The following is a 16,222-nucleotide window of genomic DNA, read 5'->3' on the forward strand; positions in this document are numbered from 1 at the left end:
ATGAAGCTTAAAAGACAGTATTATGACATTACAGATGTGTGCTTTTCCCATGAGACCAAACTTGAAAATGGTGTTCTTTATATCAATAAAGAAGACTTGAAAAAAGAAGCCGCTCCTCTTATGAAAAGCATAAAATCCATTGATTTTGAAATAGTAAAGCCGGGAGAAAACACAAGGATTATTCATTTGCTAGACACCCTGCAGCCTATGTATAAGCTTGAAGGAGGCGTTCAGTATTCGGGGTTCTTTTCAAATCCTGAAACCGTCGGCGAAGGCATCACAAATTTATTGCGGGGCTTTACGGTTATGGAATCTGCAGCCCTTCCCTGGGACGAATCCAGCGCCAGCAGCGGGCTTTTATATCCCAGAGACGCCATAATGGATATGGAGGGCCCCATACAGGAATTTACGCCCTTTTATAAAACCGTAAATTTTATTATACTCTATGAGCTTGAAGAAGGAAAATCTTCCGTTGAGTACGATAATGAAATAAGGCTGATTGGCATAAAAATATCTGCCTATCTTGCCGCCCTCACAAAGGAAATGGAACCGGACGAAACGGAAGAATTTTCAATAGAGGAAACCGATGAAAGCCTTCCCAATGTCGTATTGGTTTGGCAGTGCCAGAACCAGGGGCCTTATTCCAATACGTATCTTTACGGCCTCAGCATAGATAATCTTGTTCCGACCCTTTTGCATCCAAACGAAATGCTTGACGGCTGCGTGGTCAGCGGAAATTATGTATGGCCGGCCTTCAAGGTTCCTACGTATCTTCATGTAAATCACCCCATATTGCTGGAACTTTACAGAAACCACGGAAAGACTTTGAACTTCAAAGGCGTTATATTCTGCAGAAGCCATAATCCTTCGAACTGGCATAAGACAAGATGCGCCAATTTTAATATAAAGCTTGCTAAATATCTTAAGGCTAACGGTCTTATCATGGCATGGGAAGGCGGCGGAAATGCAGCCGTAGACGGAATGCTCACTATTCAATGTGCGGAGCAAAACGGCATTAAGGCTTCTACCATTACCTTTGAATTCGGCGGTGCAGACGGAACAGAAGGAATTCTCCTGGTTGACGACGTACCCGAAGCCGATGCCGTCATAAGCGGCGGTTCTATAGAAAAGCATTATACATTGCCTGATGTGGACAGAGTCGTAGGGGGAGACGTTTTAAGGCTCAATAAAGAGTCCGGCGGATACTTCCCACCGTCAAATAAGTCAATTACTTTTGACACTACTACTCATCTCTATCTTTCAGGAAACCAATCTGCCCACGGAAGCCTATTTGCGGAAGAATATTAATTTATATAAAATGAATACAGAATATGCATATAAACACTTTCAAAATACGTTTTTATTACAATATTTGATGATAATCTCCTCACAGGAACAAGAAGAAAACCAAGCCTTGGCTTGGTTTTCTTCTTGTTTATAATCAATTTGTTTTATTCTGCCGCAGGTATTTAGCTTTAGAGAGCATAAAATAAGAAAAAGCAATAAGCATTTTTGCTCCGCAAAATACCGTTTATGGTATTTTAATTCAGTCTGGATTTTTTCTATTTCATTTGAGAATGTTCCTGTTTTATATTTATTCAATTATAGGGTTCTTAAAAAGAAATGCATGAGAAAAATCAGCAATTATGATATACTTTAAGCATAATAAAAAGAGGCCGAAACATAGTAAATTTCTTATAAAGAAGTAACAAAAACCGATTCACCAGGGATTCATCGTTACCAACATAAAAAATAAGTTTGATAACAATAAGAAAACGCTCACTTAAAAAAGATTTGCAGGCTTACGCCTGCATCCTTTTCCAAGTTCGCGTGGTATAAAAACACGGATTCCCTTCGGAAACAGTACATCTTTGAACCCTCGTGATACACGTTTTGTTACGGTTTAATATTAAATTTACTATAAGCCCCTTCTGGGAGGACAGTAGTGGAAAGCGATATAAAATACATAATTTTATCAGCAGTTTTAATATGGAATATAGCTGTTTTTATAATCTATGCCATAGATAAAAGAAGAGCCGTAAGGAATAAATGGCGCATATCCGAAAAGACCCTTATTTTATCTGCCCTTTTAGGAGGAGGCATAGGCGCTTTTTCAGGCATGTTTCTTTTAAGACATAAAACAAAGCATATGAAATTTTTAATACTTATCCCCGTTTCGCTTTTTATGGCCATAGGAATTTTAGCGTACATATTATTTTATATTTAATGATAAAAAGGCGCTGCTGCAAAATTAAGATTTATAACTTCAGCATAGCCGGCTATTAAAAGAATGGGTAACGCACTAAAATTAATTCCGCAAATGGGATTTTGCCCCATTGAAAAAAATGGCGTGTTTCATGGCTTTGGCTAAGAAAAGTGATGGAATAACTATTTATTCCTATATTATCTCTTTTAAAGCTCTTTTGGGCTTTAAACGAAAAGGGGTTGCTGCAAAATTTATTTTGCAGCAACCCCTTAAAATTTTATTATTTACCCATGGGCTTTGGGTTTACGCCCTTTGGAATCGGATTTTCATAAGGTGTTTTTGAAAGGACTTTATCAAGCTCTGCTTTGGCATTTTTGATGATTTCAGGGTTTAAAAGTGCATCTACGGCAGAGCCTGCCATAATTTCCGTGGCTTTTATGAGGCCTTTGTGAGCCATAGGGCTTTTTCCTGCACATACCCATTGCCATGTATGGGCGGAGGTATTTTTAGGAACGGTTGTAATATAAATCTGGGCTGTGGGCATTACCCAGCTTGCATCGCCTACGTCTGTAGAGCCGGACATAACGATAGACCCCATGGTTTCATGGTAGGGGTATATATAATCACAGATTGGCTTGCGGCTGTTTTCTTCGTCAAGCTCTTTCCAATCAGGATAGGGAACTTGAGCGCCTTTGCTGTTTGAAAGCTCTGCCTCTGTGAGCGATTTTCTTACTTCTTCAGCGAATTTTATATCTTCTTCGTCAAATTCAGGAGGGCCGAAGGAAAGCATATTTTCATACATAACCTTCGAAAGGGTAACGTTGGGGATATAATTGGAGCAGGCCTTATCGAAGACGATTTCAAGAGAGGTTTCCGTCATAAGGGCGGCGCCTCTTGCGATATTGCATACTCTTTCATAAATGGATTTTGCTTCTTTCATTTGAGGGGCTCTTACAAGGTAAAGAACTTCTGCTTCGGCCTGAACTACGTTAGGGGCGTTTCCGCCGGTATTTGTTACGGCGTAGTGAAATCTTGCCTGGCTTGAAACATGCTCTCTTAAATAATTTGAGCCTACGTTCATAAGCTCTACTGCATCAAGGGCAGACCTGCCGTTTTCAGGTGCGCCGGCGGCATGGGCGGATTTTCCCTTGAATCTGAAATAAGCCTGAATATTTGCAAGGCTTGATGTGCCAAATACAGTGTTTTCTGCCCCCGGATGCCATGTAAACGCAATATCTGTGCCTGAAAATACATTTTCTCTTGCCATATATGTTTTTCCGGAGCCGCCTTCTTCTCCTGGGCAGCCGAAATATTTAACGGTTCCGGAAATATTATTATTTTTTATGTAGTCTTTTAACGCAACCGCAGCGCCGAATGCAGCGGCACCCAAAAGATTATGGCCGCAGCCGTGGCCCGGCTTTCCGGGGTTTAAAGGCTTTTCATGAGGCTCTCCGGCAACCTGGCTTAAGCCTGCAAGGGCGTCATATTCACCTAAAAAGCCGATTACGGGAGAACCGCTTCCGTAGGTTCCTACAAATGCCGTTTCTATGCCCGCCACATTTTCTTCAACTGTAAAGCCTTCGGCTTCAAGAGCCTTTATCAGCTCTGCGGCGGATTTTGTTTCTTCAAAGCGAGTTTCTGCATAATCCCATATGGCGTCACTTACGGAAATTATTTTATCCTGTTTGGAAGCGACTAAGTTTTTGATTTCTGTAATTTTACTGCTAGACATGCGTTACCTCCTTTTAATCTTTGCTTCTCTTATTTTTTATTTAATATATAAATAATTATATCAGTTTTTTTATGCAATAGATAGATTTCATTGGAAAAGAAGAAAAGTTTATATGAATAAATATGAAATAAGGCTTTTATAAAAGGGATAAATTCTATATAATTATATCTATATACTAAAATAGAAGAGGTGAGCAGATGAAAGGAATTATGGAACAATCCAAAAGCATTCAGGAAGAACTTGTAAAGCACAGAAGGCAGCTTCATGAAAACGCAGAGATACATACAAATCTTCCTAAAACAAGGGCTTATGTTAAAGAACAGCTTATTTCCATGGGGTACGAGCCTATTGACTGCGGAGAAGGCGGCATCGTTGCCGTCGCCGGCAAAAAAGAGGGGAAAGTGTTTTTAATCAGAGCCGATATGGACGCCCTTCCCATAGTTGAGGAAACCGACGAACCTTTTAAATCAAAAACCTGCAATATGCATGCCTGCGGGCATGATATGCATACGTCAATGCTTTTAGGCGCGGCAAAGCTTCTGAAAGAAAATGAGGATTATCTTGAAGGAAAAGTTAAACTCATGTTCCAGCCTGCCGAAGAAACCCTTTACGGAGCAAAAAGCATGATAGAAGACGGTCTTCTTGAAAATCCCAAGGTAGACGCCGGCATGATGATACACGTAGCCGTAAACGACGATTGTGAAATAGGTGATGTTTTAGTATCAAGGCCGGACGTAATCTCTGCTTCATCAGATTGGCTTCGTATAGATATACAGGGAAAAGGCGGCCATGGTGCAAGGCCTTCCGAATGCATAGACCCTCTTACTGCTTTAAGCCATATCCATATAGCCCTCCAGTCTATTCACGCAAGAGAGCTTTCGGCTTCCGATGAGGCCGTTCTTACTATCGGCCAGATGCACGGCGGAAACACTTCAAACATTATTCCGGATTCCGCCTATATGGAAGGTACCATCAGATGCTTCAATAATGATACAAGAAACTTCATTAAGAAAAGAATTGAAGAAATGGCCGTAGATACAGCAAAGGCTTTAAGGGCCGAAGCCAAGGTAAGCTTCCCTATAAGCTGCCCTTCTGTTATAAACGATAAAGAGCTTTTTGAGGAATTCTTTCAATATAACGGCGAAATTTTACCGGAGAGAACTTTGATTAACATGGCCGGAAAAGTAGGCTATGCCAATGCTAAAACAACAGGCTCCGAAGACTTTGGTTTCGTAAGTGAGCTTATACCTACAATAAGCTGCAATGTTGTTGTTGGAAATGCTAAAAATGGGCATCTGTATAAGCTCCATCACCCCAAGGTAACGTTTAGCGAGGAGCCATTATACATAGGCGCTGCAGTATATGCAAATACTGCCATAGAGTGGCTTAAGAACAATAAATAAGGTTTGTAATGAGCTAAAAATTAGGAAAAATCCAATGCATAAGTTAACAGGGGTTTTGGATGAAAATGAAAAATCAGAAATCTGTAATAATACCTGAGTATTATGCATGCGGATTCAGGGCCCTTGAAGTATTCCACTTAATATGGGGAAAGGATAATCCTTGTCTATTTATGGCAAAGAGTATAGGTCATAGCAAATAAATCTGCGATTTTCAAGATAATAAACCATATTTGATAGTTACGTTCAAATATTTTTGAACTATGCTTAAGAGCATAAATTGATAGCAGCTTAATTATAAAATAATCATATATGATATATCATATATGATTATTTTTATTTGAGTTTAAGTATTTATGCAGTTCAATAATAATTGCAGACATCGTATCCTTGTTTGTTATTCCATTTTTAGTAAACTGCTTATAAACAGCTCTTTCCTTTCTTAATGTGAAGATTCTTATCCAAGAGCCTAAGGTAGTATTATAGATTTGCAGGTTATCGCCAGATGTATTGATAAAAGTGAATAAAAAATTCTTATTAAAATGCTGGATTAGTCTAGGAAACATAAGTTTAATAGATTTTTCTAAAGATTTATCCATATGCACACCTTTTATATATATTTATATCAGTATAACGCTAACATCCGATATACGCAATAGCGCATACGCGTTGGCGAAGTTATTGCTATAGTAAATTTATCATGAAGAAGCAGCAAAAGCCGATTCCCATTAAGCTCAAAAACACGGATTTCCTTCGGAAACGGTACATTTTTGAGCCTTCGTGAATATACGGCTTTGCTACTGTTTATCTTTAAATTTACTATAATCTCTTTATGAGGTGATTCATATGGGAATAAAAAATGCGGCAGTCATCAGAATTACGAATATTTGCAATGAAAGAAATCTTGCAATAAATGCATTGGCGAATCTTTCGGGAATTACGCCGTCAACCCTTTATAGCATTATCGACTCCGAAAGAAAAGACATTGGTATAGTTGTAATTAAAAAACTCTGTGACGGCTTAGGCATGACGCTGAAAGAATTTTTTGATGATGCAGTGTTCTTCAATCTGGACCAGGAAGTGAAATGAAAATCAGCGTGTCCATAAAGCTGATTTTAGTTTTTTCTTTATATAAGGATAATGGACGGCATAGTATAAAAAAGCGTTTTGCAGATTCTTTAAGGGAATCTGCAAAACGCTTTTTTTAATTATTCCTGTATCTGTAATGATAATTATTTTTTTTCATATAATAGGAGTTCCTGTATTTCAATTGCCTTTTCCTTCTGTTTCTGCGGCGTATTCTTACGATTCTTGAAGATACGGAAATTACGGTGAGGAAAACTGCGATAAACCCTGCAATTTTAAGTATAAGGACAAAGTTTTTGCTTATTCCGGTTAATGTGCTGCCCTTCTTTTCGGCAAGGGTGTTTTTTTCTTCCGAAGGCATATCCTTCGGGATAGGTACTTCTGATTTGCTGTAAAGGTCAACCGTTTTAAGCACATTTCCGTTATACATAATATCAAGGGTCCCTACCTTTTGATTCAGCGCTACGGGAGGGCTTATCTGATAAGATATATTAGATTTTAAAATAATATCGTCTTTTGACAGGGTCGAAGGAAGGTTCATCGTAATATCTTCCTTGGCGTAAAGCTCGGCTATTCCTGCTTCACGGATTAAGCCTTCTTTTTCGTATACTACATTTATTTTTTCCGTATAGCTTTTGCTGTCGAATATATTGACATTGCAATAGGTATTAAAGCCATAGTCCAAAAGGGTTTTCGTATCTGTATAGGAGGCCTTTGCGCTGGAATCGTGAAGGATTACGGCAATAAGGCCCTTTTCGTCCTTTTTTGCATAAGTTACGAGGGTATTTCCGGCTTCCGTAGTAAAGCCTGTTTTGCCGCCTACTACGTTTTCATGATAATTGGCGTTGCCGGAAAAAATCATTTTATGGTTATTGTTAAGAGGCCTTTCCAAAGGCTGCTTTTCCGTAGGGGGAAGCTTCATGGATTGAGTGGAGATTATTTTGATAAATTCAGGATTTTTTATTGCTGCCTGCATGATTAAAGCCATGTCGTAGGCCGTCGTATAATGGTTTTCATCGTGAAGGCCATGAGGATTTGTAAAATGCGTATTTTTAGCCCCAAGGTCCTTTGCCTTTTTATTCATCATTTCGGCAAAGCCTTCGTTTGTCCCGCCAAGATGCTCCGCAACGGCATTAGATACCTCATTTGCGCTTTCAAGCATTATGGCGTAAAGAGACTGCTCCATGGAAAGGCTTTCGTCCTCGTCCATGGCTATGTGGCTTGAATTATAAGGAAGGGAGAAAACGGCCTGATGGCTGAAGAGAACCCTTTCGTCAAGCTTTGCGTTTTCAAGGGCAAGCATGGCAGTCATTATTTTTGTGATGCTGGCGGGGAACTTTTTTATATCTTTGTTTTTATCGTATATGACGCAGCCTGTTTCTGCGTCGATAAGAACGGCAGCTTCCGCTTCTATGGATATATCTGAGGAGCTTGTTTCCGTAGGCTCCGTTAAAGGCAGAGGAATTTCAGATGCATAAGATACCTGTGAAAATGCTGATATATATGTTAAAATTATACACATAATTGAAGTTAATTTTTTAAATTTCATGGGAATATCCTTTCGGGGTGCAAGTTTTTTGTAATGATTAATGATTATACCATAAATTGTCTATTGCTTAAATACCTATATGTATAAAATCATGAAAATCAGGCTTGAATTTTATAGATGCTTAGGGAATAAGCCGTAGATTTAGTTTTTATTGCTGATATTTTGATTATGTATTATTTATGTTATAATCATATTTAGGCATAAAATATTTATGAATACTCCGGCGATTATAGCCGAAGAATAGGGATAATAAGAATTTAACATTCAGTATACCCGTTTTTTAACAGCCTTATTAAAATTACCGTTATTTTCAAACCACGTTTTAAGAATATATTTTTACTGATTATGATATATGCTAAAAATCATTTCTATAATCCTAAAAGGCTTGTTTCATGGCATAATTTGCAGAATTAAAAGTGTTAATTTATATAGCTTCTATGTTATACTATTCCTATTATACGGAGGTCTTTATGAAGGAAAAGCTGCAAAGCCTTAATATTATTGCCACTGTTTTTATAATTATAATGCTTGTTTTTATTTGTTATAAGCTTGTAACACAAAAAGAAGCTGCTTCGGAAGGCCTTATTCTTTATAATTATTCAGAAGAAGATAATAAACCAGCTGAAAAGGCCCCTTTAGAGGAGGCAACAAAGGAGGAAGAAAATGTTCCTCAAACTTTCCGCCTTTACATAACCGGTGCGGTTAAATCTCCGGGGGTTTATGAAATTGAAGAAGGAAAGCGCATCGTCGACCTGATAGAGCTTGCAGGAGGAGCATTGGAAAACGCCAATTTGGGAAATATAAACTTAGCGGCATATGTTGAAGACGCAAAGCATGTAAAGATACCTGTGAAAACCGAAGAAGGGGCAGAAGAAATACCCCGGGACGAAACATGGTATCAAGGAGAAGAAGTTTCGGAAAAAGATGCTCCCGTGCCAAATAACGGCCTTATAAATATAAATGATGCAAGCCTTAAAGAGCTTACTGCCCTTCCCGGAATAGGCAATGTCATAGGCCAGAATATTATAAATTACAGGCAGGCAAAAGGGCCTTTTAAATCCATAGAAGAAATAAAAAACGTAAGCCGTATAGGAAGCTCCGTATTTGATGAAATAAAAGATAAAATCACGGTGGAATAGGCAGATAAAGTTAGAAATTATTCAAATTATAAGAAATAGGCTTTTTATTACTTTCTTATAAGAAATTTACTGTATAATTAACATGCTTGAAAACTTGTTTGTGAACTTACAGGCAACGCTTAGTTGAAAACAACTTGCAGGCTTAGGATTATATAATTTTTTAAATTCACTTAGTATAAATAAATTTTCGTTTCAGATTTTAATATAATGCATAATATGTTTAGGAGGGGTTTCATTGTATAATATACTTGTCGTAGATGATGAAAAGCTTATCGTTAAAGGCATAAAATTCAGCCTTGAGCAGGAAGACATGAAAGTCGATGCTGCTTATGACGGAGAAGAAGCGCTTGTTTTGGCAAAGGGGAAAGAATACGACCTTATAGTCCTTGATGTGATGCTTCCGAAGGTAGACGGCCTTCAGGTATGTCAACAGATAAGAGAATTCAGCGGCGTTCCCATTATCATGGTTACTGCAAAAGGCGATGATATGGATAAAATCATGGGCCTTGAATACGGCGCAGATGATTATATAACAAAGCCCTTTAATATATTAGAGCTTAAAGCAAGGATTAAAGCGATATTAAGAAGAAGCGTAAGAAAGGTAAGCCCTCAGGAAGCAAAGGAAGAAAGGGGCCTTACCTATAATGAGCTGAGGCTCGAACTTGACAGCAGGCGGGTGTTTATAAATTCCAAGGAAACCAATCTTACGGCTAAGGAATTTGACCTTTTAGAACTTCTTATGGAAAACCGCGGCAAGGTATACAGCAGAGAAAGCCTTTTAAATACTGTCTGGGGATATGATTATCCCGGGGACGTAAGAACGGTTGACGTCCATGTAAGAAGATTAAGAGAAAAGATTGAGGAGAACCCAAGCGACCCTAAATTTATTCACACGAAATGGGGAGTTGGTTATTATTTTGGATAGACTTAACTGGTTTGGCAGCCTAAGATGGAAGTTTTTTCTTTCTTTTATATCGGTGGGGCTGATCCCGATTATGATTTTCGGCTTTACTACGACGAATTTCATAGAGTCTTATTTCATATCAAATAAGGAAAACGATATTAAAAGAAAAGCTGCCGTAATCACAGATACTGTAATAAAAGGTAATTTTCTTACGGATAGCAGTAAGGACAAGCTTAATCTTTTATCCGTCAATATGACGGATAAAAGCAGGGCCGAATCCTTCAGGATTCTTATTATTGACGATAAAGGCGTCGTTATTAACGACACCAATTATACCTATAACAATACGACCTTCATATCCCCTGAAATAATCCATGCCATGGAGGATATGAAGCCTTATTCCAAGCTTCAAGAGGACGGCATGACTCTTTATACGGCTGTTCCTATGCTGAATGACGACTCTACCAAGGCCATAGGAACGGTTCTTATCGTAAGCGGCGTTTCAGATGTTTTTAATCTGATAAACTCTGTAAAAAGGTCTTTGATGCCCCTTATAGGCATTATTACCCTTGTGGTTTTCATATGTGTATTTTTTATATCTCATATAATTATAGGGCCTTTGAAAAATATTTTAAGGGTCGTTACGCTTATGAGCGAGGGTCATTTGAACCAAAGAATCGGTGTTCGGGGAAGAGATGAGTTTTCCCAGCTTGCCGTAGCTTTTAACAATATGAACGACAAGCTTGAACAGGTAGAAAAAACAAGGGAAGAATTTGTTTCCAATGTATCTCATGAGCTTAAAACCCCTTTAAGCTCTATTAAGGTTCTTTCTGAGTCTATTTTATTTCAGGAGAATGTTCCCGTGGAAATGTATCGGGAATTCTTGCAGGATATTAATTCAGAGGTAGACAGAATGACCTTTATCGTGAATGACCTGCTTACCCTTGTTAAGCTTGACCAAAGAACCATAGGCCTTAATATTAAGCCTACAGAAATAAATAAAATGGTTGAAGATATATTAAAGCGGCTTTATCCTCTGGCGGAGCAGAAAAAAATAGAGCTTCTTTATGAGGATGTTAAGCGGGTTGTCATAGACGCGGATGAAATGAAGCTTAGCCTTGCCATATCAAACCTTGTAGAAAACGGCATAAAATATACTCCAGACGGAGGTACCGTAAAGGTAATTGTAGATGCCGACCATCAAAATGCCTTTATCACCGTTCAGGATACAGGGGTGGGCATTGCGGAGGAAGAGCAAAGCAAGGTGTTTACAAGGTTCTACCGCATCGACAAAACCAGAGACAGGGGCACAGGAGGCACAGGCCTTGGCCTTTCCATAACCCATTCGACAGTTCTTCTGCATAACGGAAGCATCCGTCTTTCCAGCAAGGAAGGCGAGGGTACTACATTTGTGGTAAGGCTTCCTATTAAGCATACAAGTTAGGAGGGGTCTTGATGTTTACACCCGGAAAATGGCTTAGAGCGGCTGCCATAGCAATTGTTTCTTTAGTTGTTATATTTGGCATATTTACTTTTTTTAATTATAAAGCAGGAGAAGCAGACCAAAATGCAATAAATACTAAAATATACTTTCTTAATCCAACAACCTACAGCCTTGAATATGAAAACAGAAGCATTCCTAAATATATTAAAAGCGAAACAGGTGAAATGAAAGCAAAGGAAGATACGGACTTTGTGGAAGAGGTTCTTTATGAGCTTATCATTATAGGGCCTAAAAGTGCAAATCTTGTGAAAACATTTCCGCCGGAGCTTAAGATCGCAAGGGAAGTTACTCTTTTTTCCTCTTATGATGAGGGGGGGGCAACGTCTAAAAATAAAACCGTGGAAATTGTATTTTCAAAAGAATATAAGGATTTAAGTCCGGCAGATGAAATTCTTCTAAGAGGTTCTTTGGTTTATACCCTGACGGAATTGGACTTTGTTAAAAATGTTGAAATATTTATTGAAAACGGCGCAGTTGAAGAAAGGCTTACTCAGGCAAACAATCAGATTATGGGCCCCATGAATAGAGAAAACGTTCTGCTTACGCCCAATATTACTTCCGACAGCGTTATAAGAAAACAAGTAGTCCTTTATTTTGCTAATAAGGAAATGACAGGGCTTGTACCGGAGGTAAGGCTTATAGAGGTTCAGTCTCCTTTAGACTCTTCAGAAGAAAAGGCCATATTGGAGCAGCTTATAAAAGGGCCTTCTTCAAAAAATTTAGTAGGGCTTCTTCCCTCTGATATGAAGATAAACGACGTCAATACCACTACAGATAAAACCTGCTATATTGATTTAAGCAGTATTCCCGAAATCAATAAGGGAACGTATAACGAAAACTTGCAGAAGCTCACAATATATTCCATCGTAAATACCCTTACTATCCCCGATAAAAATGTAAAAAGGGTTCAGTTTCTCATAAACGGAGAAAAGGTGAGTAATCTCAATCAGGCATATGAAAAAGATGAGTCCCTGATACTCAATACTGAGATAAAGCAGGATGAAGACTAAAAGATTTACTTCTGCTCTTATATTCGAATAAATATGAAACAGCAGCATTGTCAATTTGCTTTTCTTTTATTTTTAGCCGTCTAAAGCCTAATATTAAAAGCAAGCTGGCTATAGTACAAAGGTGAACTATGAAAAGACCGATGGTTCAAGGCATGGTTATTTTAATAGGCTCTGTGCTGACATATTTTTATTTTAATGAGGCTTTATGGGCTATAGGTATTTTTATTACGGCGTTATTTTCAGTATTCCTTTATAAAAAGCTGAAATGGAAGGGCGCATTTATATTTATTTTATTCTGGGCTTTCGGCCCTATAAGCCTTTATATGCCTGCAGCGAAACATGAAAAAATCATAAACGAGGCCGCCCTTCATGAAAAGAGGGCCGGCCTTTATGGCGTTATTGAAAGGGTTTCCAGTACATCCTCTGGAAAGCAAAAAGCCGACGTAAGAATAAGAAAGATATATCTTGCAAATAATGTTTTTGACGGCAATTTTAAAGCAAGGATTTATCTTCCTGAAAATAAATATTATGAAGCAGGAACAATACTCTATGCCGAAGGAACAATTTTATTTCCTGAAAAACAGCGTATTCCGGGAGGTTTTGATGAATATGTATATTTGACCTCTCAGAATATAAAATATAAGGTTTATGCGGATAAGGCTCAGGATTACGGTAAAAGCAAGGGCTTGCTTTCTGCAATGGGCAGCTTAAACAAAAGAATAGGAAATATCTTTGATACCACCCTTTCCAAGCAGGAAAGCGGAATCATAAAAGCAATGACCATAGGGGATACGGAAGATTTAAATGATGAAATTTCAGAGCTTTATAAGAAGACGGGGATTTTTCATATCATCGTTATTTCAGGGTTTCATATTACTTTAATAGCATTTATGCTATATAAACTTCTATCTTATATATTTCCTCTGGATATAAGCGCTGTTTTGAGTATTCTCGCAATTGTATTATACTGTATGCTTACAGGCGCAGGGGTATCTTCTGTAAGGGCGGTTATTATGACCTCCGCTTTTATTTTAGGCAGGTCCTTTTACAGAGATGCAGACCCCCTCACGTCTACGGCTTTTTCGGCTTCTGTTCTGGTTTTATATAATCCTGTTTTTATTTTTAATGCAGGCTTTCAGCTTTCCTTTGCATGTGTTTTTTCAATTATAACGGGAACAGAGCCCATCAATAGGCTCATAGGCCTTATACTTTTGAAAATACCCTTGGGAAATAGGCTTGTTCATTATACGAAAGCCCGCCTGGCTATAGCTTCAAGCATTGCCGCCTTTATAGGCTCAAGCCCTATCCTTATTCACCATTTTAATTACATATCCCCTTATTCGGTATTAATTAATATTATTCTGCTTCCCTTTACGTCTTTACTTACGGTTTCAAGCTTCATTATGGCTCTTTCGGGTATGATAAGTACGGGATTTGCCGAGGTTTTAAGCGGAATCGTGTTTTTTATACTTAAGTTTTATGAGGTTGTCTGCCTGTTTTTTATTGAGCTTCCTTATTCCTATATTTCTATAGGAACAAAGCCTGTTTTTATTACTTTTCTTTTTTACATATGCTATATTTTATTTATAAGATTATTTTCGGAACCTAAATTAAATCCCAAAGAGCTCAAAACCTTGGGAATGGCAATATTAATTTTTATAGGGTCCAATATTATATACGAAATTTACCCGAGACCCTTAAGCATAACAATGCTTGACGTAGGGCAGGGAGACTGCTTTATCGTAGAAGGCAGTTCAGACACCTTTTTAATAGACGGCGGAGGGTGGAATAATATAGGCTTAGGGGAAAATACCGGCTTTAAAGTAATTTCACCTTATTTAAGCCATCAGGGAATAGATAAAATAAAAGCCGCCTTTATATCTCATCTTGACGCTGACCATGCATATGGTATAATTGAGCTTCTGTATATAAAAGAAGTGGAATTTGTGGTTCTTCCGTCTACAGCCGATAAAGAAAGCAGTATGTATAAAAACCTTGAATACGCCGCAAAAGAAAATAATACGAAGATTATCTTTCTTTCTGAAGGAGAAGCCATATCCTCAAAGGACGGATTCCAGTTTCTTATTCTCTCACCGGAAAAGAACGCTTATTATAAGGATATTAATGACGCATCTCTTGTGATAAAGCTTTTATATGAAGACGTGAGCTTCTTATTTACAGGTGACATTGGCTTTGAAACGGAAGAAAAGCTTATGGCAAATGGGAATATAAAATGTGATATACTAAAAATTGCCCACCACGGTTCCAATAATTCCACCTCTGATAAATTTATTGAAAAAACAGCCCCGAAGGCTGCCATAGTAAGCGTGGCCAAAAGAAATAATTTCAATCAGCCGGGGGAAGACCTTTTAAATCGGCTTGCAGAAGAGAATATTACGCTGTTTTCAACTGCCGACAGAGGAACTGTTATAATAAAAACAGACGGAAGAAAAATAAAAATAGAAACCATGCTGAATTAAAACAGGATTAAAGATTAAGGTGAAATATGAAAAAGCTGGCAGAGGAAATAAAAAATAATAAAATAAGTGACCTTTATTTATTTTACGGAGAAGAAGGCTATCTTAAGCGCCAATATCTTAATTTAATAGAGAAGGCCTTATTTGAAGGCGAAAAGGACATGATGAACTATGATACCTTTGAAGGCAAAAGCTGTGACGTTACGAAAATAGCCGATGCCCTTAAAACCATGCCCTTTATGAAGGAAAGAAGGCTTATTGCCGTAAAAGACAGCAGGCTTTTTATAAACGGCAGAAAAAACGACAGCCAGTATATCCTTGAGGAGCTTAAGGATATACCTGAAAGCACCGTAATTGTATTTATAGAAGACGAGGTCGATAAAAGAAGCGCCCTTTATAAATTCGTAAATAAAGAAGGTAAGGCCGTAGAATTTAAATTCTTAAAGGAAGCAGAGCTTACAGGCTGGGTTGTAAGGCGGTTTATGAAGCTTAACATCGGTATGAACCAAGGGACGGCAGCTTATTTTATACGAAGCGTATCGCCCAATATGGAGCTTATGGAAAGGGAAATAGAGAAGCTTTCCAATTATGTTGAAAAAAACGTAACGAAGGCTGATATTGATACTATCTGCACGAAAAGCATAGAATCAAGAATATTTGACCTTACAGGGGCAATCGGAATGAAAAATACCGCAAAGGCCCTTGAAATATATTCTAATCTTATGCTTTTAAAGGAATCGCCTATAATGGTTCTTTCCATGCTTGCAAGGCAGTTTAGAATCATTCTTCAAGTGAAGGAATATAGGGGTCTTAGCTCTCAGGAAATCGGAACGGAGCTCTCCCTTCATAGCTTTGTCGTAAGCGAGGCAATGAAGCAGGGGGAAAAGTTTTCAAGAGAAACACTGATTTCAGCCCTGAAAGAATGCCTTGAAACGGATGTTGCTATAAAAACAGGCCGAATGGGAGATAAGCTGGGGGTAGAAATGCTTATTGTAAAATACTCAGGCGTACTTGAATTAATATGAAATAGCAGTATTGTCAATTCGTTTTTCTCCTATAATTCACAAAGATAAAAAGGCTTTATCAACTATAAAAAGGCGCTCAGATAAAAACTACTTATAAGCTTAGGCTTGTGTAATTTTTCATTTTCCCTTAGTATTTTTTATGCCTTCTAAAGCCAGATACTTACAGTGGAATAAAACTAAATTGACTGTA

General features: G+C 38.0%; 12 protein-coding genes. 10 read left to right on the top strand and 2 right to left on the bottom strand.

The features are described from left to right. Both NBX03_RS02470 and NBX03_RS02475 read left to right on the top strand, forming a co-directional pair. The gene (locus NBX03_RS02470) at nt 1-1,308 is read left to right on the top strand and encodes a glycine/sarcosine/betaine reductase component B subunit (protein WP_250229196.1); all 1,308 of its coding nucleotides are present in this window, start codon (nt 1-3) and stop codon (nt 1,306-1,308) included. Between the two features lie 637 nt (nt 1,309-1,945). Continuing rightward, the gene (locus NBX03_RS02475; RefSeq protein ID WP_250229197.1) at nt 1,946-2,227 is read left to right on the top strand and encodes a DUF1294 domain-containing protein; all 282 of its coding nucleotides are present in this window, start codon (nt 1,946-1,948) and stop codon (nt 2,225-2,227) included. A 259-nt stretch (nt 2,228-2,486) separates the two neighbouring features. Here NBX03_RS02475 and NBX03_RS02480 read toward each other — a convergent pair whose 3' ends face one another. Next, a complete protein-coding gene (locus tag NBX03_RS02480) occupies nt 2,487-3,938 on the bottom strand; it encodes a M20 family metallopeptidase (protein ID WP_250229198.1) in 1,452 nt (483 codons plus the stop codon). A gap of 197 nt (nt 3,939-4,135) precedes the next feature. On the opposite strand from NBX03_RS02480, the gene NBX03_RS02485 reads away from it, so the two are divergent. Both NBX03_RS02485 and NBX03_RS02490 read left to right on the top strand, forming a co-directional pair. Then, nucleotides 4,136-5,341, top strand: a complete 1,206-nt coding sequence (locus tag NBX03_RS02485) for a M20 metallopeptidase family protein (protein ID WP_250229199.1) — start codon at nt 4,136-4,138, stop codon at nt 5,339-5,341. An 843-nt stretch (nt 5,342-6,184) separates the two neighbouring features. Then, a complete protein-coding gene (locus NBX03_RS02490) occupies nt 6,185-6,427 on the top strand; it encodes a helix-turn-helix domain-containing protein (RefSeq protein ID WP_250229200.1) in 243 nt (80 codons plus the stop codon). 115 nt (nt 6,428-6,542) lie between these two features. On the opposite strand, the gene NBX03_RS02495 is transcribed toward NBX03_RS02490, so the two are convergent. Next, on the bottom strand, nt 6,543-7,973 hold the full coding sequence (locus tag NBX03_RS02495) for a D-alanyl-D-alanine carboxypeptidase family protein (RefSeq protein WP_250229201.1): 1,431 nt from the start codon (nt 7,971-7,973) through the stop codon (nt 6,543-6,545). Nucleotides 7,974-8,443: 470 nt separating this feature from the next. Here NBX03_RS02495 and NBX03_RS02500 point away from each other — a divergent pair, with 470 nt between their 5' ends. The 6 genes from NBX03_RS02500 (at nt 8,444) to holA (ending at nt 16,032) form a co-directional block, all read left to right on the top strand. Further along, complete coding sequence (locus NBX03_RS02500; protein ID WP_250229202.1) at nt 8,444-9,112, top strand: helix-hairpin-helix domain-containing protein; 669 nt, start codon at nt 8,444-8,446, stop codon at nt 9,110-9,112. Nucleotides 9,113-9,347: 235 nt separating this feature from the next. Then, complete coding sequence (locus tag NBX03_RS02505; protein ID WP_250229203.1) at nt 9,348-10,037, top strand: response regulator transcription factor; 690 nt, start codon at nt 9,348-9,350, stop codon at nt 10,035-10,037. After that, a complete protein-coding gene (locus tag NBX03_RS02510; protein ID WP_250229204.1) occupies nt 10,030-11,460 on the top strand; it encodes a sensor histidine kinase in 1,431 nt (476 codons plus the stop codon). Before NBX03_RS02505 ends, NBX03_RS02510 begins: the two co-directional genes overlap by 8 nt. An 11-nt stretch (nt 11,461-11,471) precedes the next feature. Beyond that, the gene (locus NBX03_RS02515; RefSeq protein ID WP_250229205.1) at nt 11,472-12,530 is read left to right on the top strand and encodes a GerMN domain-containing protein; all 1,059 of its coding nucleotides are present in this window, start codon (nt 11,472-11,474) and stop codon (nt 12,528-12,530) included. 128 nt (nt 12,531-12,658) lie between these two features. Then, nucleotides 12,659-15,010, top strand: coding sequence for a DNA internalization-related competence protein ComEC/Rec2 (locus tag NBX03_RS02520; RefSeq protein ID WP_250229206.1), 2,352 nt, complete (start codon nt 12,659-12,661; stop codon nt 15,008-15,010). Nucleotides 15,011-15,036: 26 nt separating this feature from the next. Then, nucleotides 15,037-16,032: a DNA polymerase III subunit delta gene (gene holA / locus NBX03_RS02525; RefSeq protein WP_250229207.1), complete on the top strand. Its 996-nt coding sequence runs from the start codon at nt 15,037-15,039 to the stop codon at nt 16,030-16,032. Nucleotides 16,033-16,222 lie beyond the last annotated feature (190 nt).

It is taken from the genome of Anaeropeptidivorans aminofermentans, from assembly GCF_940670685.1.
Lineage (GTDB): Bacteria > Bacillota > Clostridia > Lachnospirales > UBA5962 > Anaeropeptidivorans > Anaeropeptidivorans aminofermentans.